The sequence below is a fragment of the Cryobacterium sp. TMT1-2-2 genome, from assembly GCF_004403505.1.
Classification (GTDB): domain Bacteria; phylum Actinomycetota; class Actinomycetes; order Actinomycetales; family Microbacteriaceae; genus Cryobacterium; species Cryobacterium flavum.
Window position 1 is genome coordinate 49168 of record NZ_SOGS01000007.1, and the last position, 20386, is coordinate 69553.

The 20386-nt window shown below is 67.0% G+C and carries 19 protein-coding genes and 2 pseudogenes; 11 read left to right on the plus strand and 10 right to left on the minus strand.

Going from position 1 to position 20386, the window contains the following annotated elements; all coding sequences use genetic code 11:
- The first annotated feature begins 154 nt into the window (after positions 1 to 154).
- From E3T35_RS05465 to uraH, 6 genes and pseudogenes are all read left to right on the plus strand, one after another.
- Positions 155 to 1237 carry an acetamidase/formamidase family protein gene (locus E3T35_RS05465; protein ID WP_134378098.1) on the plus strand — a complete coding sequence of 361 codons (1083 nt, stop codon included), beginning with the start codon at positions 155 to 157 and terminating at the stop codon, positions 1235 to 1237.
- A 433-nt stretch (positions 1238 to 1670) separates the two neighbouring features.
- Positions 1671 to 2309 (plus strand): alanine--glyoxylate aminotransferase family protein, encoded by a 639-nt coding sequence (locus tag E3T35_RS05470; RefSeq protein WP_134378238.1) that lies wholly within the window; start codon positions 1671 to 1673, stop codon positions 2307 to 2309.
- Positions 2306 to 3580 (plus strand): allantoate amidohydrolase, encoded by a 1275-nt coding sequence (locus E3T35_RS05475; protein WP_134378099.1) that lies wholly within the window; start codon positions 2306 to 2308, stop codon positions 3578 to 3580. The genes E3T35_RS05470 and E3T35_RS05475 overlap by 4 nt, the downstream gene beginning before the upstream one ends.
- Positions 3577 to 4428 (plus strand): MurR/RpiR family transcriptional regulator, encoded by an 852-nt coding sequence (locus E3T35_RS05480; protein WP_241987871.1) that lies wholly within the window; start codon positions 3577 to 3579, stop codon positions 4426 to 4428. Before E3T35_RS05475 ends, E3T35_RS05480 begins: the two co-directional genes overlap by 4 nt.
- Positions 4429 to 4442: 14 nt before the next feature.
- Positions 4443 to 4781 (plus strand): annotated as a pseudogene (locus E3T35_RS20165) (2-oxo-4-hydroxy-4-carboxy-5-ureidoimidazoline decarboxylase); the annotation flags it as partial.
- A gap of 62 nt (positions 4782 to 4843) precedes the next feature.
- Positions 4844 to 5176 (plus strand): annotated as a pseudogene (gene uraH, locus E3T35_RS05490) (hydroxyisourate hydrolase); the annotation flags it as partial.
- Between the two features lie 64 nt (positions 5177 to 5240).
- On the opposite strand, the gene E3T35_RS05495 reads toward uraH, so the two are convergent.
- The 4 genes from E3T35_RS05495 to E3T35_RS05510 form a co-directional block, all read right to left on the minus strand.
- On the minus strand, positions 5241 to 6653 hold the full coding sequence (locus E3T35_RS05495) for an amidohydrolase family protein (protein ID WP_134378100.1): 1413 nt from the start codon (positions 6651 to 6653) through the stop codon (positions 5241 to 5243).
- 176 nt (positions 6654 to 6829) lie between these two features.
- The gene (locus E3T35_RS05500; protein ID WP_370449305.1) at positions 6830 to 7195 is read right to left on the minus strand and encodes a hypothetical protein; all 366 of its coding nucleotides are present in this window, start codon (positions 7193 to 7195) and stop codon (positions 6830 to 6832) included.
- 75 nt (positions 7196 to 7270) lie between these two features.
- On the minus strand, positions 7271 to 10120 hold the full coding sequence (locus E3T35_RS05505; RefSeq protein ID WP_241988741.1) for a molybdopterin cofactor-binding domain-containing protein: 2850 nt from the start codon (positions 10118 to 10120) through the stop codon (positions 7271 to 7273).
- Positions 10117 to 10947 carry an FAD binding domain-containing protein gene (locus E3T35_RS05510; protein WP_166789846.1) on the minus strand — a complete coding sequence of 277 codons (831 nt, stop codon included), beginning with the start codon at positions 10945 to 10947 and terminating at the stop codon, positions 10117 to 10119. Before E3T35_RS05510 ends, E3T35_RS05505 begins: the two co-directional genes overlap by 4 nt.
- Positions 10948 to 11184: 237 nt before the next feature.
- Between E3T35_RS05510 and E3T35_RS05515 the strand changes: the two genes are divergently transcribed.
- On the plus strand, positions 11185 to 12678 hold the full coding sequence (locus E3T35_RS05515) for an NAD(P)/FAD-dependent oxidoreductase (RefSeq protein WP_241988742.1): 1494 nt from the start codon (positions 11185 to 11187) through the stop codon (positions 12676 to 12678).
- Here the strand turns inward: E3T35_RS05515 and E3T35_RS05520 are convergent.
- Together E3T35_RS05520 and clpS are read right to left on the minus strand one after the other, a co-directional pair.
- Complete coding sequence (locus tag E3T35_RS05520) at positions 12660 to 13205, minus strand: DUF2017 family protein (protein ID WP_134378103.1); 546 nt, start codon at positions 13203 to 13205, stop codon at positions 12660 to 12662. The genes E3T35_RS05515 and E3T35_RS05520 overlap by 19 nt on opposite strands.
- Positions 13202 to 13486: an ATP-dependent Clp protease adapter ClpS gene (gene clpS, locus E3T35_RS05525; protein ID WP_241988743.1), complete on the minus strand. Its 285-nt coding sequence runs from the start codon at positions 13484 to 13486 to the stop codon at positions 13202 to 13204. Before clpS ends, E3T35_RS05520 begins: the two co-directional genes overlap by 4 nt.
- Before the next feature lie 95 nt (positions 13487 to 13581).
- Here clpS and E3T35_RS05530 point away from each other — a divergent pair, with 95 nt between their 5' ends.
- Positions 13582 to 14922, plus strand: coding sequence for a cysteine desulfurase (locus E3T35_RS05530; protein ID WP_134378104.1), 1341 nt, complete (start codon positions 13582 to 13584; stop codon positions 14920 to 14922).
- A complete protein-coding gene (gene sufU, locus E3T35_RS05535) occupies positions 14919 to 15413 on the plus strand; it encodes a Fe-S cluster assembly sulfur transfer protein SufU (RefSeq protein ID WP_134378105.1) in 495 nt (164 codons plus the stop codon). Before E3T35_RS05530 ends, sufU begins: the two co-directional genes overlap by 4 nt.
- 56 nt (positions 15414 to 15469) lie before the next feature.
- Here sufU and E3T35_RS05540 read toward each other — a convergent pair whose 3' ends face one another.
- The 4 genes from E3T35_RS05540 to E3T35_RS05555 are packed head-to-tail and all read right to left on the minus strand — an operon-like array spanning position 15470 to position 18778.
- Entirely contained in the window at positions 15470 to 15868 is a 399-nt protein-coding gene (locus E3T35_RS05540; protein ID WP_104090682.1) for a flagellar assembly protein FliW, read from the minus strand.
- Complete coding sequence (flgL, locus tag E3T35_RS05545; protein ID WP_134378106.1) at positions 15865 to 16803, minus strand: flagellar hook-associated protein FlgL; 939 nt, start codon at positions 16801 to 16803, stop codon at positions 15865 to 15867. The genes E3T35_RS05540 and flgL overlap by 4 nt, the downstream gene beginning before the upstream one ends.
- 3 nt (positions 16804 to 16806) lie before the next feature.
- Positions 16807 to 18258 (minus strand): flagellar hook-associated protein FlgK, encoded by a 1452-nt coding sequence (gene flgK / locus E3T35_RS05550; RefSeq protein ID WP_134378107.1) that lies wholly within the window; start codon positions 18256 to 18258, stop codon positions 16807 to 16809.
- A gap of 34 nt (positions 18259 to 18292) precedes the next feature.
- Entirely contained in the window at positions 18293 to 18778 is a 486-nt protein-coding gene (locus E3T35_RS05555; RefSeq protein ID WP_104090687.1) for a flagellar protein FlgN, read from the minus strand.
- Positions 18779 to 19087: 309 nt separating this feature from the next.
- Here E3T35_RS05555 and E3T35_RS05560 point away from each other — a divergent pair, with 309 nt between their 5' ends.
- On the plus strand, positions 19088 to 19921 hold the full coding sequence (locus E3T35_RS05560) for a sigma-70 family RNA polymerase sigma factor (protein ID WP_092339705.1): 834 nt from the start codon (positions 19088 to 19090) through the stop codon (positions 19919 to 19921).
- A gap of 26 nt (positions 19922 to 19947) precedes the next feature.
- On the plus strand, positions 19948 to 20331 hold the full coding sequence (locus E3T35_RS05565) for a hypothetical protein (RefSeq protein ID WP_134378108.1): 384 nt from the start codon (positions 19948 to 19950) through the stop codon (positions 20329 to 20331).
- The last annotated feature ends 55 nt before the right edge of the window (positions 20332 to 20386 follow it).

Below are 20386 nucleotides of genomic sequence, written 5' to 3' on the forward strand. Positions count from 1 at the left end.
TTCGCTGGCCGCGGCGTTATACGCTCGCAGGAAGAGCCCGATATTTTCCGCCCTGCCGCGTGAAATTCACTCCGATTCGGCCTGGCCCTCGGCGGATCAACAACGATGCGTCGCTCGGCGCATTGTTTGGTACCTGCTTGTCTGGAAGGCCACGATGAACGCTTTGATCCTTCAGCCGCAGCGCGGCTGCATCCGCTCGGGGCAATATCTTCCGGCCACTATCAATACTGTGCTCTGGGGGCGTCTGCCGTGCGCGCGGGACGTGGGCGTGATCACTGTCGACTCGGGCGAGGAACTGACCATCGACACGATCAGCCACGAGGGGGTGCTCGAAGATCAGGGCCGCGACCCGGCCGCGTTCTTCGGCCGAAACGGTGTGCCGCGCGAATTCGTACTCGACGACGCCGTCGCGCTAGCCGCCTCGGACATCGACCGCGACCCGGGCAGCGACGGCCCGCACGTTGTCACCGGCCCCATCCACGTGCGCGGGGCGATGCCCGGCGACCTGCTCAAAATGACCGTCCTCGAGGCGACACCGCGTGTGCCCTACGGAATCATCTCCAACCGGCACGGTCGCGGCGTCCTGCCGGGCGAGTATCCGCTCGGTACCGAAAATTTGAGCGTGTTCGCGGCCGTCGAGGAGTACGAGGGCCGTCAAGTGGGCACACTGCCGCTCCAGCCCGGCGGCGACCGGGTGGTGCGGTTTCCCCTGAACCCGTTCCTCGGCATCATGGGCGTCGCCGTCGCGGGCGACGTTCGGGCGCATTCCGTGCCGCCGGGCGCGCACGGCGGCAACCTTGATATCAACCTGCTCACCGTTGGATCGTCGTTGTACCTGCCGGTGCAGGTCCCGGGCGCGCTCGCCTACGTCGGCGACCCGCACTTGGCTCAGGGCGACGGCGAGGTCGCCCTCACGGCCATGGAGGCGTCGCTGCGCGTCAGGGTACGCTTCGACGTGATCAGCCAAGCGGATGCCCTCACACAGTTTGGCGCGCTCGTCGGCCCACTCGCCGAGACGAGCGATTTTCTCGTGCCGACCGGCCTGAACGTCGACCTCGACGAGGCCGTGCGCGAGTGCGTACGGGCGGCAATCAACCTGCTCGCCGCCCGCTACGGCATGGATCGCACCCTCGCATACGCCTATCTCAGCGCCGCAACCGACTTCAACATCTCGCAGGTGGTTAACCGTGTCACCGGCGTGCACGCCCGCATTCGAGTGGCCGACTTTCGTGGTTGATTCGATGCGTTCGGCAGCAGTGCCGGCCTTTGACACCAGCATTTGGCGGGTCCTGGACAACCCCCTCGTGGGCAGCGAATCCGACAGTGAAACCGGCAGTGAAACCGACGCTCCGCTGCACGGTTTGACCGTCGCCGTCAAAGACGTCTACGACGTGGCCGGTTTCGCTGGCGGCGGCGCTGCTTTCGGTGGGCGGTGGCCCGTTCGGGCTGTGCCTGGTCGGGCCGAGGTTCAGCGACCTGGCGCTCGTGGATGCCGCAGTGGAACTGGCCACCGCGCTCGGGTGAGCCACCGGGTTTGAACACTACGACATCCCCGTAACGCGCAGGAAACGTCTGCTGCCTAAACTGGGCACCTGAAACACCTGTTTCACCATGCCGAGGGAGTGAAACACATTTCCAGTCTTCCGATCAATCCGCCCGCGCGACTTCTCATGGGTCCCGGCCCGATCAACGCCGATCCCCGGGTGCTGCGCGCCATGGCGGCACAACTGGTGGGCCAGTACGACCCCGCCATGACCGGCTACATGACCGAGACGCAAGCGTTCTACCGCACCGTCTTCGGCACCACGAACGAGCACACGCTGCTCGTGGACGGTACCGCCCGGGCCGGCATCGAGGCCGCCCTGGTTTCGCTGATCGACGGTGCCCGCGAATGCGCCCGGCTGCTCGTGGACGAAGGGCTGCCGGAGGCCGTTGAGCGGCACCGTCGGCACGGCGCCGCGATGCTGGCCGGGGTACAGGCTCTCGGCCTCGATACGTTTGGTGACCTCGGGCACAAGATGAATAACGTCGTCGCGGTCGTGATCCCCGACGGGGTGAACGGCGACAGCGTGCGCGGGGCCCTGCTGAACGACTTCGGTATCGAGATCGGAACCTCGTTCGGCCCACTGCACGGCAAAGTTTGGCGCATCGGAACCATGGGCTACAACGCCCGCCAGTACACCGTGCTGACCACCCTCGCCGCGCTCGAGCAGGTGCTGCGCCGCGCCGGGACATCCGTTGTGGGTGGCAGCGGTGTGGGCGCCGCCTACGATGTGTACGCCGATAACGCGCGACAGGATGCCCTGTGACGACCGCGGCCGACATCCTCGACCGGTGCGACGAGCTCGCCTGGCACAGCTCGTTGCCGAACGGCCTGATCGAGCGGGTCTACCTCTCGCCCGAACACGCCGCCGTGAACGCCCTCGCCGCCGAGTGGATGACCGCGGCCGGCCTGGCCACCTGGCAGGATGCCGCGGGAAACCAGTGCGGTCGGCTCGAAGGAGCCACCCCCGGGCTACCCGCACTGCTGCTCGGTTCGCACCTCGACACGGTTCCTGCGGCGGGGCGGTACGACGGAATCCTCGGGGTGCTGCTCGCCATCGCGGTGGCCGAACGCCTCGCGCAGTCGGGTCGCCCCCTACCGTTCGCCCTTGAGGTGGCCGCCTTCGGCGATGAAGAGGGCACCCGATTCGGCACCACCCTGCTCGGCAGCCGCGCCCTGGCCGGAACCTGGCAGAACGAGTGGTGGGGCCTGCTCGATGCGAACGGTGTGAGCCTCGACGCGGCCTATCGTGCGTTCGGCCTCGACCCGGCGTTGATCGGCGAGGCCGCGCGCACCCCGGTCGAACTGATCGGCTACCTCGAAGCGCACATCGAACAGGGCCCGGTACTCGATGACGCCGGCCTCGCGCTCGGCGTCGTGTCGTCGATCGCCGGAGCCCGACGGTTCCAGGTCGTGATCGAGGGGGCTGCAAGGCACTCCGGAACGCCGTGGGCGCTGCGCCGAGACGCCCTGGCCGGGGCGAGCGAGGTCATTCTTGCGATCGAACGCATCGCCCGCGAGGCGGACCTGATCGGCACGGTCGGTCATCTCGCCCTCTTTCCCGACGCGGTGAATGTCATTCCGGGGCGGGTCGAGTTCAGTCTCGACCTGCGCGGCGAGTTTGATCCGCAACGAGACCGGGCGTGGGCCCTGATCGAGCAGACGGCGGAGCAAATTTGCGAACGCCGAGGGCTGACGCTGACGAGCGTTCAAACTCACGGCGCACCGGCCGCGCACTGCAGCCCGCACCTGCGGGCGGCCGTGGCGACCGGCATCCGCTTGGCTGGTGGTGAGTCGTCGCCGACGCTGTTCTCTATGGCTGGCCACGACGCCATGGCGATCGCGGCGCTCACCGACATCGGCATGTTGTTCGTGCGCTGCCTCGGCGGCGTCAGTCACCACCCCGACGAATCGGTCACCGTGGCCGACGTGGCCGTCGCGCTCGATGCGTTCGAAGCAGCGGTGCTGGCCCTGGCCGACCAGTACGACGCCGACGAGATGGACTCCGAGTACGACGCACGTGCGGCTCTGAGGTGACCGACACGATGAACATCGGGCAGCGCATCGACGGTCGCTACGGCGAGCTGTCGCCGCAGGAGCAGCGGGTGGCCGATTTCATCCTCGATCACCTGAGCGACCTCGCAGTGTACAACGCGTCGGAGCTGGCCCGACTCAGCGGTGTTTCCAAGGCCACGGTGTCGCGACTGTTTCGCCGGCTGGGCTTTCAGGATTCCGCCGAGGTACGCGAGCACGCGCGCACCCTGCGCAGTCACGGCGCCCCGGTGGGTGGGCCGGGAGCCTCCGCCGGTACGCCGTCGCGCCTGGCCGCGCACCTGGAGGGTGAGCAGGAGAACCTGCGGCGACTGCTGCAAAACCTCGAAGACGGCCGACTGGATGCCGCGGCGCGGCTGATCGCGCACGCCGGCAACGTCGTCGTGATCGGGCTGCGCAACAGCTACCCGCTGGCCCTGCACCTGCGCCAGCAACTCGCCCAGGCCTGCCAGAGCGTACGGCTTGCGCCGCTGCCCGGGCAGTCGATCGGCGAGGATCTGGCCGGACTCGGCCCGCACGACGTGGTCGTTCTGCTCGGTTTTCGGCGCCGCACCGCGGGCTTCGGGCAGCTGGTCGCGGCGATCCAGCGGCGGGGGATCCCGCTCGTGCTGATCGCCGACCCGTCGGCCCGCAAGCATGCCGACGGCGCGGCGGTCTGGCTGGAATGCCCGATCGACAGCGCTTCGGCCTTCGACAGCTATGCCACGGCGATGAGCCTGATCAACCTGCTCGCGACCGGCGCGATGGGGGCGCACGTGCGCGAAACCCGCACCCGCATCGCCGCCATCACGCAGGTGTACGAAGACCTCGACGAACTCGAGGCGCCCTGGTGAGTAGATTGGGCACCATGTTGACTCTCTCGGTCTCTGCGCTGCGCGACCGCCGGCACACCTGCCTGGCCGTCGACCGCTGGGCCGAGGAGGTCGCGGCGGGCGCCCCCTACGTCGAGGCCGGTGCGCTGGTCGACGCCGCTCGGCGGGCCGCGACCCCGCTGTCTGGCGCGGAGGTGGATGAAGCCCTCGCGGGGCATCCGCACATCGGTCAGGCGCCGACCGGAGCCGGGGCTGCGCAGCAATTCTCCCGCCGGGAACAGGCCTCCGCCGACGCGGACGATACCGAGCTGGCTGCCCTGCTCGCGGCTGGCAATCGCGACTATGAGGCCCGTTTCGGCCGGGTGTTTCTGATTCGGGCGGCGCCGAGCGGGCGGCGCGCAGGCCGGGACCGGAGCTTGCGGATGTCGCGGCACGCAGCCACGTCACGACGCACGTGCTCGACTCCGTCACCGGCCGGCCCGCGGCGGGCGTGGCGGTCACGCTGGAGCAGCGCGTCGGCACCGCGTGGGTGTTGGTCGCGACCGGCGAAACGGATGCCGACGGGCGCCTCACCGCGCTCGGCCCGGCGGCGCTGCCGGCCGGCCGGTACCGCATCAGCTTCGATACCGGAGCCTGGTTCGCGCAGGCCGGGCGAGACACCTTCTACCCGGAGGTGACGATCACGTTCGACCTCGCCGACGTTGCGGAGCACTATCACGTACCCCTGCTGCTCGCCCCGTTCGCCTATTCAACCTATCGAGGCAGCTGACCGCGCCGAGCCGTGAGTTTCGAACGCCGAGGCGTGAGTCTTGGGCGGATGCACCACCCCGCGACTACTCCACGCTCACCCGGCGACCGCGCACATACACCCCGGTGATCGCGGGCTCCCGTAAAGCGAGCAGCAGCGCGAACAGGGTCTGCTCAGCGGCCAGCGCGGCGTCGTCGGCCCGCACGGCGTTTGCGAGCACGAGCGCGAGCGATTCCCAGCGATCGGGGTCGATGAGCAGAAAGTCCGCGTCCTTGCCGAGATCGAAGTTGCCGAACCGGTCCTCCATGTCGAGGGCTCGCGCGCCGGCAAGGGTTCCGGTGAACAGCAGCGCGGCCGGGTCGATCGCCACGCCGGCCTCGCCGGGTTCCGACAAATGTGCTTTGTAGCAGTCGTTGAGCACCCGCGCGACGAGCCATTCGTCGCCGCCGCCAACATCCGTTCCGATCGCTACGTTCACGCCGAAACCCGTTGTGCGACGCCACGGCATGGTGCCGGAGCCGAGGAACCCCTGCGAGGTCGGGCAGTGTGCGATCGACGTGCCGGTGTCGGCCAGGCGGGCGAGCTCCGAGTCCTGGCAGTGCACGGCGTGCGCCAGGATGCTGCGCCGCCCGAGCAGCGACGTGCCGCCGCGGGCTGAGCCCGGCAGGAAGCATCCGTCGTAGGTGTCGAGGTACGTTTTCGTGCCGTACACCGATCGCACGGCGGCGATCTCGCCGGTTCCGGGCCGGTCGTTCTCGTTGAGGTGGCTGTGAAAGTACACGCCGCGCCCGCGCACCGAGTCGTAGAGTTCGCCGAGCCCGGCCAGGGTTGTCGGCGTCACCGAGAGGCTGAATCGCGGCACGATCGCGACCTGCAGCAGCGCGGTCTGGGCCGTACCGGTGTCGACGGCGTGCCAGCGGTCGATCTCGGCGGCCGCGAGCTCAAGAGCCTGCTCCTCGCTAGTCAGGAGCGTGGCGGCCGAGTCGGTGCCCACGGTCTGGATGCCGCGCCCGCTCACCAGCCGCAGGCCGGCCGCCTGGGTTTCTTCAAACAGCGCGTCCTGCGCCGGCGCAAACGCCGACCCGAACACGAGGGCGCTGGTCGTGCCGACGGATGCCCGCCTTCTCGTGAAATCCCGCGCCACCTGTCGCGCAAACCCCGGGTCTTCCAGCCGGGACTCCGCCGGAAACACACACTCGTCGAGCCATTCCAGTAGCTGGCCGCCGCCGTAGGCATCCGTCGTGTAGGTCTGCGGAAAATGAATGTGGGTGTCGACGAACCCCGGCAGGATGAACCCGGTCCTGGTCACCGGCAGCGCGGCGAACGCCGTCGGCAGCTCGGCGAAGGGACCGACCCAGGCGATCGTGCCGCCCGCCGTCGTGACCAGGGCGCCGTCGGGCACCGAAACGAGGTGCGAACGGGCCTGATCCACGGTCGGCGCGTCGGCAATGTGAAAGATGTGGCCGCGGAAGACCGCGCTACCCGATGCTTCGTACATATCTACGGAGATTATCGCCTCGAACCTGGGAGATCGGCGATTTCGGCACCATTTCGTGAAACTCTCCGCAGATTTGCACGGTGCCCACCGGAACCGGGCCGGACGTCGCCGAGCCGCCCGGCAAAACCGAGCCCCACTCGTGCGGTCGGCCCGTCACGCCGCGCCACCCACAGCACCTAAACCAGCCCGGCATACGAATCCCAAGCGGGACCGGCGTCGGACGCATCATCGTGCGTGATGGTCGCCTGAATGAGTCCGTAGGGCCGGTCGGCGGCGTGGTACACCTCGTCGTTGTTCGCCACGTTGAACGGCGACAGGTCGTATAGAAAGTGATGCTTGATCGGCGCCGACAGCCGAATCTCGGCGATGAACGGATACGCCTCCAGTACGGCCTCGCCCATGCGGTACAGCGTCTGCTGCAGCGCGAGAGAGTGTATGAGCGCGAACTGGGGCATCAGAATCTGCTTGATGCCGGCATCAGGCCGCTTTTGCTCCTGAGACCGCCATCGCCCGACGCAGCCTGCCCACGCGACCTGCCACACCCGTTGGTCGAGCCTGTCGAGGCCACCATCGCCCAACGCGAGCCGGCCTACGCGACCCGGGCCCGCAGCATCCGCTCAACCGTGCAGCAACCGCCAGATGCGGTCTCGCGACATCGGCAACTCGGTGGGACGGATGCCGATCGCGTCACGCACCGCATTGGCCAGCGCCGGCGCGACCGGGTTGTAGGTCGATTCGCTCATGGACTTGGCGCCGTAAGGCCCGAGCACGTCGTGACTCTGCGCAAAGTAGACCTCGGTGACCGGCAGGTCGACCAGCTGGGGAACGTGGTAGTTGCGCAGCACCCGGGTCGTCACCGCGCCAGCGCCGTCGAGCAGCACCTCCTCGAACAGGGCGGTACCGAGCGCCTGCGCGACGCCGCCCTCGATCTGGCCGCGGCACTGCTCGGGATTCATGATGAAGCCGGCGTCGGCGGTCTGGATCGACTGCAGAATGCGCACTTCACCGGTGTCGGTGTTCACGGCCACGCGAAAGGCGTGCACGTTGAAGGCCAGGGAGCGCAGCGCTCCGTCTTCGCGCCGCGTGGCGGTCAGATCGATGTCGTTGGCGGTGGCCCAGGCGGCAAGCTGGTCGAGCGAGACGACCGTGCCCGCCGCGCGCAGCCCATCCCGTTCGAGCTGCCACGTCACGTCGGCCGACCCACTGCGCGACGCCGCGGCTGAACCGAGCGTCTCGGCCAGCGCGGTCGCCGCGGCGAGCACGGCTTTGCCGGCTACCACCACCCCGGCCGAGCCGAACGCGCCGGAATCGTAGCCGGCGGCATCCGTGTCGGAGTGCACCAAATCGATGTGGTCCACCGTTGTGTGCAGGGCCGTCGCGGCGATCTGGGCGTGCACGGTCGTGGTGCCGTTGCCGAATTCGGTCGTGCCGACCCGCACCAGATAGCGGCCGCCCGCGAGCAGCTGAACGGATGCCTGCGACCGGTGGCCGCGCGGCGGCGTCGTCGCGATCATCGACGACGCCATGCCGGTACCGACCCGCCACGGGGGCCCGGCCGGAACGACGGCCCCATTGCCGCGCTTCAGCGCCGCTTCGGCCAGGTCGAGGCACTGGTCGAGGCCGTAGCTTCCGAAGATCAGGTCGGGTCCTTCCTCGTGCGTGACCACGAGCGGGTCGCCGGGCCGCACCGAGTTCAGTCGGCGCAGTTCGAACGGGTCCACGTGGAGTTTGCGGGCCAGTTCGTCGAGCGCGCACTCGATCGCGAAGATGATCTGGCCGAGGCCGTAGCCGCGGAAGGCGCCCGACGGGGGGTTGTTTGTGTAGACGCTCTGGGCATCCACTTGTTTGTTGGGCACGTTGTACAGCGCGACGGACTCGCTCGTGCCGTGGAACATCACACCGGGCGCGTGGTTGCCGTAGGCGCCGGTGTCGGCGAGCACGCCGAGTTTTAGGGCGGTCAGGCGGCCGTTGGCCGTGGCTCCGAGGGTGACGTCCAGCGTCATGGGATGCCGCACCGGGGCGATGGTGAGCTCGTCGGTGCGGGTGAATTCGTACTGCACCGGCCGCCCGGTTTTCAGCACGGCGAGGGTGACGAGGTCTTCGGTGAGCAGCTCCTGCTTGCCCCCGAAGCCGCCGCCGACCCGGGCGGTGAAGACGCGCACATCGGCCGGTTCGAGGTCGAACAGACGGCAGATCTCCTTCTGCACCAGAAACGGCACCTGCGAGCTCGTGCGCAAGTTCAGCCGGCCCTGCTCGAGCCAGCCGATTGTGGCGTGGGTTTCGAGGTGGGTGTGCGAGATGCGCTGGGTTTGCCAGCTGCCGGAGACGATGGTGGTGGCCTCGGCGAGGCCGGCCTCGACGTTGCCGTATTCGCCGTGCAGTTCGGCGACCAGATTGCGCCGAGGGTCGGCCAGGCGCGACACGACCGGGTCCTTGTCGCCGTGCACGAGCGGCGCACCGGGAGCACCGGCCAACTGCGGGTCGAACACGGCATCGAGTAGCTCGTATTCAACCTCGAGCAGCCGGCAGGCGGCCTCGGCGATGGCGATCGAGTCGGCCACGACCGCCGCAACCCGCTGTCCGCGAAAGCGCAGCGTCGCATCGAAGACCAGGGTGTCGTCGGGGTCGTCGAATCGGCTTTCATGCCGTGCCGTGGAGAACAGCGTCGCGGGGGAGTCGGCGTGGGTGAGCACGCGGTGCACGCCGGGCAGTGCGGCCGCCCTGGTGGCATCTAGAGAGCGGATGCGTGCATGCGCGTGCGGACTGCCCAGCACAGCAAGGTGCAGCAGCCCGGGAATAGCCACATCGAGGGTGTACGGCTCGAGCCCGCTGACCACGCGTTCTCCGGCGATCGCCCCGGAGGAGGTGCCGACCGGGCCGACGGCCTGGCCAGCTCGGCCGGTCGCACGCACCCGGCCGAGCGTTGATGCGTCCGACTGTTCGCGCCCGGGCACCACGTGGCAAGAGCCTTCCGGCGGGGTGTGCTGGCTGGTAATTGCGTCGGTGATCGAGCGGTAGCCTGTGCACCGGCAGAGGTTGCCCTTGAGCAGTCGGGGCAGGTCGTGCAGTCGCGGCAACTCGCCCGGTTCGGTGTCGGCATCGGCTTCGATGGCGGCGGCGGTCACGACCATGCCGGGCGTGCAGAAGCCGCATTGAAAGCCCGCGGAATCGACGAAACGCTGCTGCACGGGCGCGAGATTGCCGGGCTGGCCGAGGCCGGCCGCGGTCGTGATCTGCTTTCCGGCCGCCCGGTACGCCGGGTAGATGCAGGAGTGCACTGGTGTGCCGTCGACCTGCACCGTGCAGGCGCCGCAGTCGCCGGTGTCGCAGCCCTTCTTCACCTCGAAGTGTTCCTGCTCCCGTAACAGCGTGCGCAGGCACTGGCCGGCAGCGGGCGTCGCCTCGACCCGGGTGCCGTTGACCTCGAAGGTGACGGTGGCGACCATCGCGGCCTGTTCCAGCGTCATGACTGACTTGCGACGTCGGTCGAGGCGGCGAGTTCGGCGCGAATCTCTTCGCCGAGCAGCAGTCCCATCGCGCGTCGCCAGTCGGCGGGGCCGTGGGCATCCGTGAACCAGCAGTCGATCGCGGCAATATCGCCGGCGAGAACGTCGGCGGCGGGCAGTTCCGAATACCGCAGTTGCACGGGGCGCAGCGTCGCCGCCGTGACCGTGAGCACGAAGACACCGTCGGCGTCGACCCGCCCGGCCAACACCGCGCCCGAGCGTCCGAGCGGTGACAGGGCAATCTTGCGATACGCCGTCGTGGCCTGCAGCGAGGTCAGCGGCACTCGAATGGAACGCAACACATCATTGGCCTCGAGCGCATTGGTCATATTGCCGGTGACGAACTGTCGAGCCGGTACGACCTCGTCACTGCCGTCGCCGCGCCAGACCAGCAGCTCGGCATCGAGCGCGACGGCGAGGGTGATCATGGGCCCGGCTGGAAGCGAGGTGGCCAGGTTGCCGCCGACCGTCGCTACATTCCACACCTTGAATGAGCCGAACAGGGCCGTGCAGCACTGATAAAAAAGCGGATGCGCCGCCCACCCGGCCTGCATCGGCAGCCGGGAGAGCTCGGCCAGAGTGCATGTTGCCGCGATCTCGAGACCATCCTCGGTAATCGTGAGCGCCGGCCACCCCAGGGTCTGCAAATCGACGAGTGCCCTGAGGTGGGCGCGCGGGTCGGCAAACAGCTCGGATCCCCCGGCCAACGGTACGACGGTCGGCCCGAGCGCGATGAGGTCGCTGCGCGTTCGAGCCGGGATGATACGGGTCACGGTACTGAGGTCCATTGTTGTCTCCGTTGGATGCTGTGAATCCCACTCACTATGCGGTGGGGCATCCGTGCGTGCGGCGCTGGCACACGGTTTGAGTTCACGAGGGCGAAGCGAGCACGGTAGTAGGCGCCCCGCCTGGTCGGGACCAGACTACCTTTGGCGGCCCGGGGTTAGCAGACACGAGAGCACCCGCAGGTTGATTCCCAGCCGACGCTGTCATTATTTGGTCGATTACGACGGTGGGAGACCGAGATGACCGCTGCCCCAACCTCCGAACACACGATGCCGTTCGAACAAAGGGATGCCGATTCGAACCGGCCGGTTCCTGATCATTTCGATGTGGTCGTGATCGGTGCCGGCCCGGCTGGAACCGCTGCAGCCCTGCGCGCGGCGGAACTGGGCGCATCCGTCGCCGTCTGCGAATCTGACCGTCTCGGCGGCACGTGCGTGAACACCGGATGTGTACCCACCCGCGTACTGGCGAAAACGGCTCGGCTCATGCGGGAGATCCGCACCGCCAACGCGTACGGCATCTCCGTGTCCGAGCGCCCCCTGGACTGGCCCGCCACCGTCGTTCGCGTCCGGCAAACCGTTGACCGGGTGCGTTTGATGAAAAATGAGGCGACGCGATTCGCTGACGCCGGTGTGGAACTCATTCTTGAGGGGCGCGCCTGCTTTCTGGATGCCTCCACGCTCAGACTGGAATCTGGGCGTCGGGTGACCGCCGGTGCCGTACTGGTGTGCGTCGGCGGTCATTCCCGGCGGCTGCCGGTTCCAGGAGCTGAGCTCGCGACGGTACCGGAGCACGTGCTCGACCTTCCGAGTGTTCCCAGTCGCCTGGCCGTGATCGGCGGGGGAAACACCGGTGCCCAACTGGTCACTGTGTTTCGTTCCTTCGGCTCGGCTGTGACCCTGCTCGATGTGGCCGACCGCGTGCTCGCCACGTCTGACGAGTCCGTCTCGCACGCCGTCGCCCAGGCTTTCGTCGAGCAAGGTGTCATACTCCGCCTGGGCATCGACGGAATTGACGGACTTCAACGCGCCGCTGACGGCTCGATCACCCTGACCTGGCGGGAGAACGGGCTCGAGAGTGTGAGCAGCTTCGACGCTGTGATCATGGCCACTGGCTGGCCTGCGGATATCGGTGACCTCGGACTGGAAAATGCCGGTGTCGTCACGAGTCGTTCGTCCGTTTCCGTCGATGCGTATTTTCGAAGTTCGATACCGCACATTTTCGCTGTTGGCGACGCCAACGGCCGAGATATGCTCGTGCAGGCCGCACAATTCGAAGGAGAGGCCGCGGCCGAGAACGCCGTGTTGGATGCCAATCGACGAACCCCGCACCACCTGCTTCCCGCGGGTGGGTTCACCGATCCGGACTACGCAGGTGTCGGTCTGACCGAGGCCGATGCCCGGCGGCGCGACGAGCTGTGCGTCGTAACGGTGGTGCCCTATTCGCTGCTGGATCGGGCGGTGATCGATGATCGCCAGCGGGGATTCCTCAAGCTCATCGCCGACCGCCGGCGGGAGCTCATTCTCGGCGCCCACGCGGTCGGTGAAAACGCCGTGGAGGTCATTCAGTCCGTGACGACGGCGATGGCTGCCGGGATCGACGTGGCCACGCTGGCAAACGTGCGATTCGCCTACCCCACCTACAGCGCCGTGATCGGACTCGCTGCACGAGCCCTGCTGGCCGAGCACGCCGATCGCTCGGCCGCGCGGGATGGTCAGACGTCGATCGTGTAGACGAGTTCTTCCTGCAGCATACCGAGCCATTCGTAGAGTTCGCGCAGAAACGGGGTGTTGTCACCAAGGAGGTGCACGACCCCGTCCGGGGTGATCTGCAGCCGGTCGGCGAGGGTCAGCCGCAGGTCGGTGAGGCTTCGCAGCCAGGCCTGCACGGCATCGGGATCGAGACTGATCATGACCGGCTGGAGGTCGTCGCTGTCGTCGTCGGGGGAGGAATCGGGAGTGTCGGTATCCGCTCCACTGGAACCCAGCGAATTCAGCACGACCTGGGCGTTCTGCGCCTTGCGATCGAGCAGGTCGGTCGCCGTGAACCGGCGAAACTCGGCGGCCGCGTCGTCGTCGTCGCGGTAGGCGTCGGGCAGCAGGCGCCCGAAGATTCCGTCGCTCGAGGCGAGAGAGGGATCGTCGGCACCCGAGTCGAGCATCTCGAGAAGCTGGGTGGTAGCGAGGCGCAGCAGGTCGGCTTCGATCGGTTCGAAGCGGCCGTGCAGGGTGCCATCCGGCTGAGTGGTGAATCGACTCACTCGTCGGCCTTCGCCAGCGTCGCCATCAGGCCGTAGCCGTGCATGGCTTCGACGTGACGTTCCATGGATTCGCGATTGCCAGTGGCCACGACGGCGCGGCCGTTATTGTGCACCTGCAGCATGAGCCGTTCGGCCTGCTTGGGCGAGACGCCGAAGTAGCTGCGAAAGACGTAGGTCACGTAGGACATGAGGTTCACCGGGTCGTCCCAGACCAGGGTCACCCACGGTCGGTCGAGTGACACGTCCTCGCGAAGGTCGGTCTGTTCGGTAGTCTGCGTCACCCCTTAAGCCTCACACGCTCCCGCCGGGTTTTCCACCGCCGCGTCATACTTGCCCGCGCGGCGTGCGGGTTCGGGGAGAGGGAATATCCTTGAGTATGACGTCTTTTGCACCATCGTCCGCTTTGTCCCCAGCCCACGGCGCTCAGCACCCTGAGCTGGCCCCGCTGACTAACATTGATGTTGAGCGCATTCGCAATGACTTTCCGGTGCTGCACCAAACGGTGAACGGGCATCCGCTCGTCTATCTGGACTCTGGCGCCACCTCGCAGAATCCGATCAGCGTGATGGAAGCCGAGCAGGAATACTACGAGCAGCGCAACGCGGCCGTGCACCGCGGCGCCCACACGCTCGCCGTCGAAGCGACCGAGGGGTTCGAAGCCGCCCGCGAAAAGGTTGCCGCGTTCGTCGGTGCCCAGACCGACGAGATCGTCTGGACCTCCAACGCCACCGAGGGCATCAACCTGCTGGCCTACAGCTTCTCCAACGCCTCACTCGGCCTCGGCGGCCCGGCCGCCCGCCGCTTCAGCCTCCGCGCCGGTGACGAGATCGTGGTCACCGAGATGGAACACCACGCCAACCTCATTCCCTGGCAGCAACTCGCCCTGCGCACCGGTGCGACCCTGCGCTTCATTCCCGTCCTCGACGACGGCACACTCGACCTGCTGACCGCAGCGGATGTTGTCGGCCTCCACACGAGACTGCTCGCCTTCACCCATGGCTCCAACGTCACTGGCACCATCAACCCGGTGGCCGAACTCGTGGCCCTGGCCCGCCGCGTCGGTGCGCTGGTCGTGCTGGATGCCTGCCAGACCGTGCCGCACCTTCCCGTGGACGTCAAGGCGCTCGACGTGGACTTCGCCGTCTTCTCCGGCCACAAGATGCTCGGCCCCACGGGCATCGGCGCGCTCTACGGTAAAGCCGAACTGCTCGCCGACATGCCGCCGTTCCTCACCGGCGGGTCGATGATCACGACCGTCGACATGACTCAAGCTGAGTTTCTCGCTCCGCCGCAGCGCTTCGAGGCCGGCACCCAGCGCATCTCGCAGGCCATCGCGCTGGCCGCGGCCGTTGATTACCTGAGCGAAACCGGCATGGATCGAGTGCACTCCTGGGAGGCCCAGCTCGGCCAGCGCCTGGTTGCCGGCCTGGCTGAAATTCCCGGTGTACGGCTGCTCGGCCCCGGTCTCGGCGTGGAACGTCTGGGACTTGCCGCCGTCGACGTCGCCGGAGTGCACGCGCACGACGTCGGTCAGTTTCTCGACGACGCCGGCATCGCCGTGCGCGTAGGCCATCACTGTGCGCAGCCCCTGCATCGCCGACTCGGCGTGACTGCGTCCACCCGCGCAAGCACCTACCTCTACAACACGACCGATGAGGTCGACCTGTTTCTGGCCACCCTCGCTGAGGTCGCCCCCTTCTTCGGAGTCAAGCCATGAGTGACCTGCAGCAGCTGTATCAGACGATCATTCTCGAGCATGCCAAAACCCGGCACGGGGCGGTCGAACTCACGCCACTCGCCGAGGCCGTGGCTCTCGGCGCGGCCGGTGGCCTGCGGGTAGCCGAATCGCACCAGATCAACACGACCTGTGGTGACGAGGTCACCCTGCGCGTCTCGCTCGGCGTCGACGATGAAACGGATCCTGCCGTGACCGACCTGGTCTGGACCGGCGAGGGCTGCTCGATCTCGCAGGCATCCGCTTCGATTCTGACCGACACCTTGCGCGGTCTCAGCGTAACCTCGGCGCGCGCGTTGCTCGACAACTTTCGGGAGATGCTGCGCTCACGCGGAAAGATCGAGCCCGACGAGGAGATTCTCGGCGACGCCGCCGCCTTCGGGGGAGTCTCGCGGTACCCGGCCCGCGTCAAGTGCGCCATGCTGCCCTGGGTCGCCTTCGAGGCTGCCCTGATCGACGCTGAGTCGCACTAGTTTGCCCGCGCCTGCGGCCCGCTCAGATCGACCGGCCCCGGAAAGTCGGCCAGACCTCAGTTTTCGCCGGTGCCGAGCTCGGCGTGCAGGGGCCAGTCCTGGTCATCCAGAATGAGCTGCGCGCAGGCGCCCGTGCGGGCGTTGACCACGATGGGCGCCATCAGGTTCACCGTCGTGGTGCTCTCGCCGGGGTTGACGACCACGAGCACGAGAGCATCGTCGGGCGTCGTCAGCGACAACGCGATCGACTGCTCGCTCGAGATCGCCGGGGTGTAGTTGGGCAGAAAGATGGCCGCGTCGAGAACGAACAGGCGCGTGGTCGGGTGAGCGGATGCCTGCAGCGAGTAGAGTCCAGCGGCCCCCTCGATCTCGTTGAGCACGAAGTCGGTGAGCGGCGCCAGCCCGGGCGGGGGAGAGACAAAGCTGAGGGTGGGGCTGGTGAGGGTAATCGTCATGAGAGAAAGTCCATCAGGGTTGGTTGAAGTACACGGGCGGTAACAGCGAGTGCGGCCTGATAGGTCACTTCCTGCAGTTTCAAATCAATGATGACCTGGCCCAGGTCGGCGTCTTCGATGCCGGACCGTTGGGCATCCAGTGTGCCGGTCTTTTCGAGCAGGGTCGACTGGGCGCGTTCCATCTGCACTTGGCGGGCACCCATTTCACTGCGTTGACCGGTCATGATGGCCATCCGATCGTCGAGTGCCTCGAGGTGCGAGCCCACGTTGACCGCGGTGTCGGTCGAGCGCAGGTCGGAGACAATATTATCGAGCAATGCGAAAACCGATGACGAGCCGGTGCTTTCGTCATCCTCGCCGAAGATCGTCGCGCCTGCTGCGTCGACGCGCACGGTGCTCGTCGCGCTGATGCGCCGTTCGACGCCGCTGGAGCCCGCAGGGTCGCCCGAGTACGCATAGGTCGTGGAACCGCTGCCGTCGGTGACTGCGGTGAACGCCGTGGCATCATCCGAGTTGCCGGCAAACACGCTGCGCCCGAGAAACTTCGTGTTGGCCTGCGAGAGGAGATCGGTTTTGAGCCCGTCGATCTCAATGGCAATGGCCTCTTTGGCCGTCGCTGACAGCGAGCCGGAGTTGGCACCCTGCACGGTGAGGTCCCGTACGCGGTTCATGATGTCCGACACCGACCCGAGCGAGGATTCGATGGTGGTCAGCCAGTCGTTGCCATTGTCGGCGTTGGCGCTGTACTGATCAACCGCACGCATCTCGGCGCGCACCGCCATAGCCGCGGCGGCCGCGGTGGGGTCGTCGGAGGAACGGTTGATGGACTTGAGCGTGCTCGCCTGCTCCTGCAACCGCGCGAGGTGCGTCATGTTCTCCTGCAGGTTGCGCTGGGCAGCGCGCATCTGCGTCTGGGTGGTTACCCGATCGACCATGAGCTACCTCCCGACCAATCCGGTGCGGTTGATCAGCGTGTCGAGCATCTCGTCGACGGCCGTCATCATGCGGGCCGCGCCCTGATAGGCGTGCTGGAACATCAGCAGGTTCACGTTCTCCTCGTCGAGGTCCACCGAGGAGTTGGCGAGCTGCTGGTTGGCAGCGCCCGATGCCGTCGAGCTGGCCAGCGCCGCCGACTGCAGCTCGGTCTGCGTGAGCACGCCGGACTTCGTCACGAAGTCCGACCAGGTGGTGCTCGGCGATGTGATCGCGCCGTCTACGTCGGTCGCGAATCCGGCGCCGAGCTGGGCGATGGCATCCGCTATGGTGCCGTCGTAGGCACCAGACGTAGCTGAAGCCCGTACGGCCATTTCAGCGGATGATTTCGGCACGATACTGAGGCCCTGTGCGGCCGGTGCACCGGAGGCGCGAGTGAAGAACTCCAGGTTGGTGTCGCCCGCCTGCGTGAAGCCGGTCGCGTAGATGGCGTTGACCTTCGTGGCGAATTCACTCGCGAAGGTGTTGTAGGAGGAGGCGGCCTCAGCCAGGACGCCTCCGGTGCCGCTGGCGTTGGCCCCGCCGAGCAGCGACAGCGCGCCGGCCATTTCGCCCCGTTCCATCGTTACGGCGGTGTCGGCGTTATCGGCCCACACCAGCCTCACGTCACCGCTGTCCTGCATCACGCGCGGAGAGTCGGCGGTGACCTGCACCTGATGCGCGGTGCCGCCGGAGACGAGAGCGTTGCCACCCACGAGCACGGTCACCGTGCCGTCGGCCTGCTCGGTGACGGTCGCGCCGGTGAGGGCGGCGATCGTGGTCGTGAGGGCGCTGCGCTGGTCGAGCAATTCGTTGGCCGTTCCGCCCGTGGCGCGGCTCTGGCGAATCTGCACGTTGAGCGCGGCGACCTGGGTGGCCGCGCCGTTGAGTTCCGAGACCATATTGTTCAGGTCGCTGCGCACGTTCGACCACTCGTCGGAGACGGCCTGGTAGCCCTCGGAGATCTGGGTGAGCAGTTCGCCAGCCGTGCCGAGCAGCAGCGCTGCGGGGGCTGCGGTGTCGGTTCCGTTCGACAGGGTTTGCCAGCCGGCCCAGAACTCATCGAGCTTGGCCGAGATGCCGTCTTCGCCGGGTTCGTTGAGCGAGTCCTCAACCGAAGCGAGCGCGTTTGCCCGCACCGCCGTATAGCCGGCGGTTGCGGCGGTTGCTCGCACGCGGGCATCCAGTTGGGCACTGGCCAGGCGAGCGATGCCGTCCATGGCAACGCCTTCACCGACGCGGGCGCCCTGGGTGAAGATGCCGGTAGGAGCCGTGGCGCCGAGAGCGGAGGTCGATATGCGCTGGCGGGTGTAGCCCTCCGTATTGGCATTGGCAATGTTCTGCCCGACCACGTCGAGGCCCTGGCGCGCGGCAACGAGGCCGGTGTACGCGGTGTTCAAGCTACCAAATGTGCTCACCGTGTTCTCCGTTCTTCTCGTTGGTCGTGCAAAGTTATAGGTTGCGGTCGAAAATGCGGGCGGCGGTCACCGGGGCGCCGGTCACTCCGCTGGCATCGTAGGTCTTGGGGTTGGCGCTGACCGTGGTCATCGTCTCCTGAGTGGATCGGGCCGCGGCACGAATGAAACGCTCGTTGGTGTCGCGGAGTTCTTTGATCTGGCTGGTGAGATCGCCCATGGCTTTGAGGTGTGCGGCGAAGATTTCGCCCCACGGCCCCGCGGGGGCATTGGCGGCGAGTTCACGCAGGGTGGCGTCTTCGGCTGTTCCCCACTGGGTGGCCAGTGCGGCTACCTCGACGGAACGCCCGAGGCCGGCTTCACGCACGAGGTTCAAAACCTGTTCAACCTCGCGAGTGGCGTGTTGCAGCCAGCGCGACTTACCGCCCTGCAGCAGAAGCTGTTCCTCTTCGAGTTTGAAGACCAGCAACTCGAGAAGTTCACGTTCTCGCCACAGCAACGCAGACAATTCGTTGGCGCCCATGACTCCTCCAGCCCACAATTTCACTCGCGCTCAGGGCTACACGGGTGCGTGTGCTCTGGTTCATTCGTTGGCACTATCGGCCGAGAAAACATCGCGGTTAGGCAAAATAGCCTGATTTCTTGCCGAATTGCCCAACCGTGTCCTCTAAAGAGAGGACACGGCAATGTTCCAAATGGGTCTGCTGGCGCTACCCATTTACCCCTTACTACGAGTAGCTTTGAGTTCGCAGGCATTGGGGCCTCTCGCGGGAGGCGCGTCAGCCCTTCCGTGCACATCAAATTTTTGGCATGAGAAGCTCGGGGGACGCACGTGAATCGCACTGACCGCAATGCCCTCGTCGTCGAGAATCTCCCCCTGGTCGGCTACCTCGTTTCGGAGGTCTGGGCCAAGGCCCGCCACCTCTCCCGTGACGACCTCGCCTCGGCCGGCGCTGTTGCCCTCATTACCTCAGCGGATGCTTTCAACCCCACCCTCGGGGTTCCCTTCGGAGCCTTCGCCCGGCGCCGCATCATCGGCGCTTTCGCCGACGAGATGCGCTCAAGCGACTGGGCCACCCGCTCCGCTCGCCGCCGCATCAAAGAAACTCTCGCCGTACAGGACACCCTCGCGGCCGCCCTCGGGCGAACCCCGAACGTGAACGAGATCGCCGATGCTCTCGGTGTCGACCGCGACACCGCCGCGGCCGGCCTGGCCGACGCGGCCCGCACCCTCTCAGCCCTCGACGACACGACCGCCGAGTTTCTCGTGGCCGATACCGCAATGCCCGAAGAATCACTGCTCTCCACCGAACGTCTCGTCTACCTGCGGGCGGCCATCGCGGCCCTGCCGGAAAAGATGCGCGCCATCGTCGAGCAGATCTACTTCGACGACCGCCCGGTCAAAGACATCGCCGCGGAACTCGGCACTACGCACTCCGCTGTCTCCCAAATGCGCGCCGAGGCGATTCGCCTGCTTCGCGACGGACTCAGCACGCACTACGCCGACGAAATCGAAACCGCGGCTGCGTATCAGCCGGAGTCGCGCATTGCTCCGGCTCGCCGCAGCGCCTACCTCGCCCGACTCGCCGACCTCGCCACGGTGGGAATGACTCGCACCGCGCACGAACACCTGCAGCTCGACACGGTCGAACGCGCAGCATCCTGACTTTTCAGTAATCTCACCGCTAGCCCATGGATGGGCCGGCTTCACAACACCTCACGGAAGAAACCCTCATGGTCATGCAGATCAACACCAATACCTCAGCATCCGACGCCTACCGCAAACTGGCCGCCGCGCAGAGCGCACTCACCCAGCCCACCGTTGCGATTTCGAGCGGACTCACGTCATCCGAGCCGGCCGTCACCGCGGACAGCGTGGACTTCGAGGGGAAGACCCGGGCGGTCTCGGCTGAGAACACCCTTGCGGCGGCGTCGCGCCTGAGCAACAACGCCATGGCCGAGCAGATGGTCGACCTCACCCGCGTGAGCATTCTCGCCCAACCGGTCACCGCGGTCTCCGCCCAGGCCAACCAATCGAACTCCGACGTTCTGCAGCTGCTCCGCCCCGCCGCGTAACCGCTGCTTGCTCTTTCTTGAAGACGCTGTCCCTTCGTGGGGCAGCGTCTTCTTG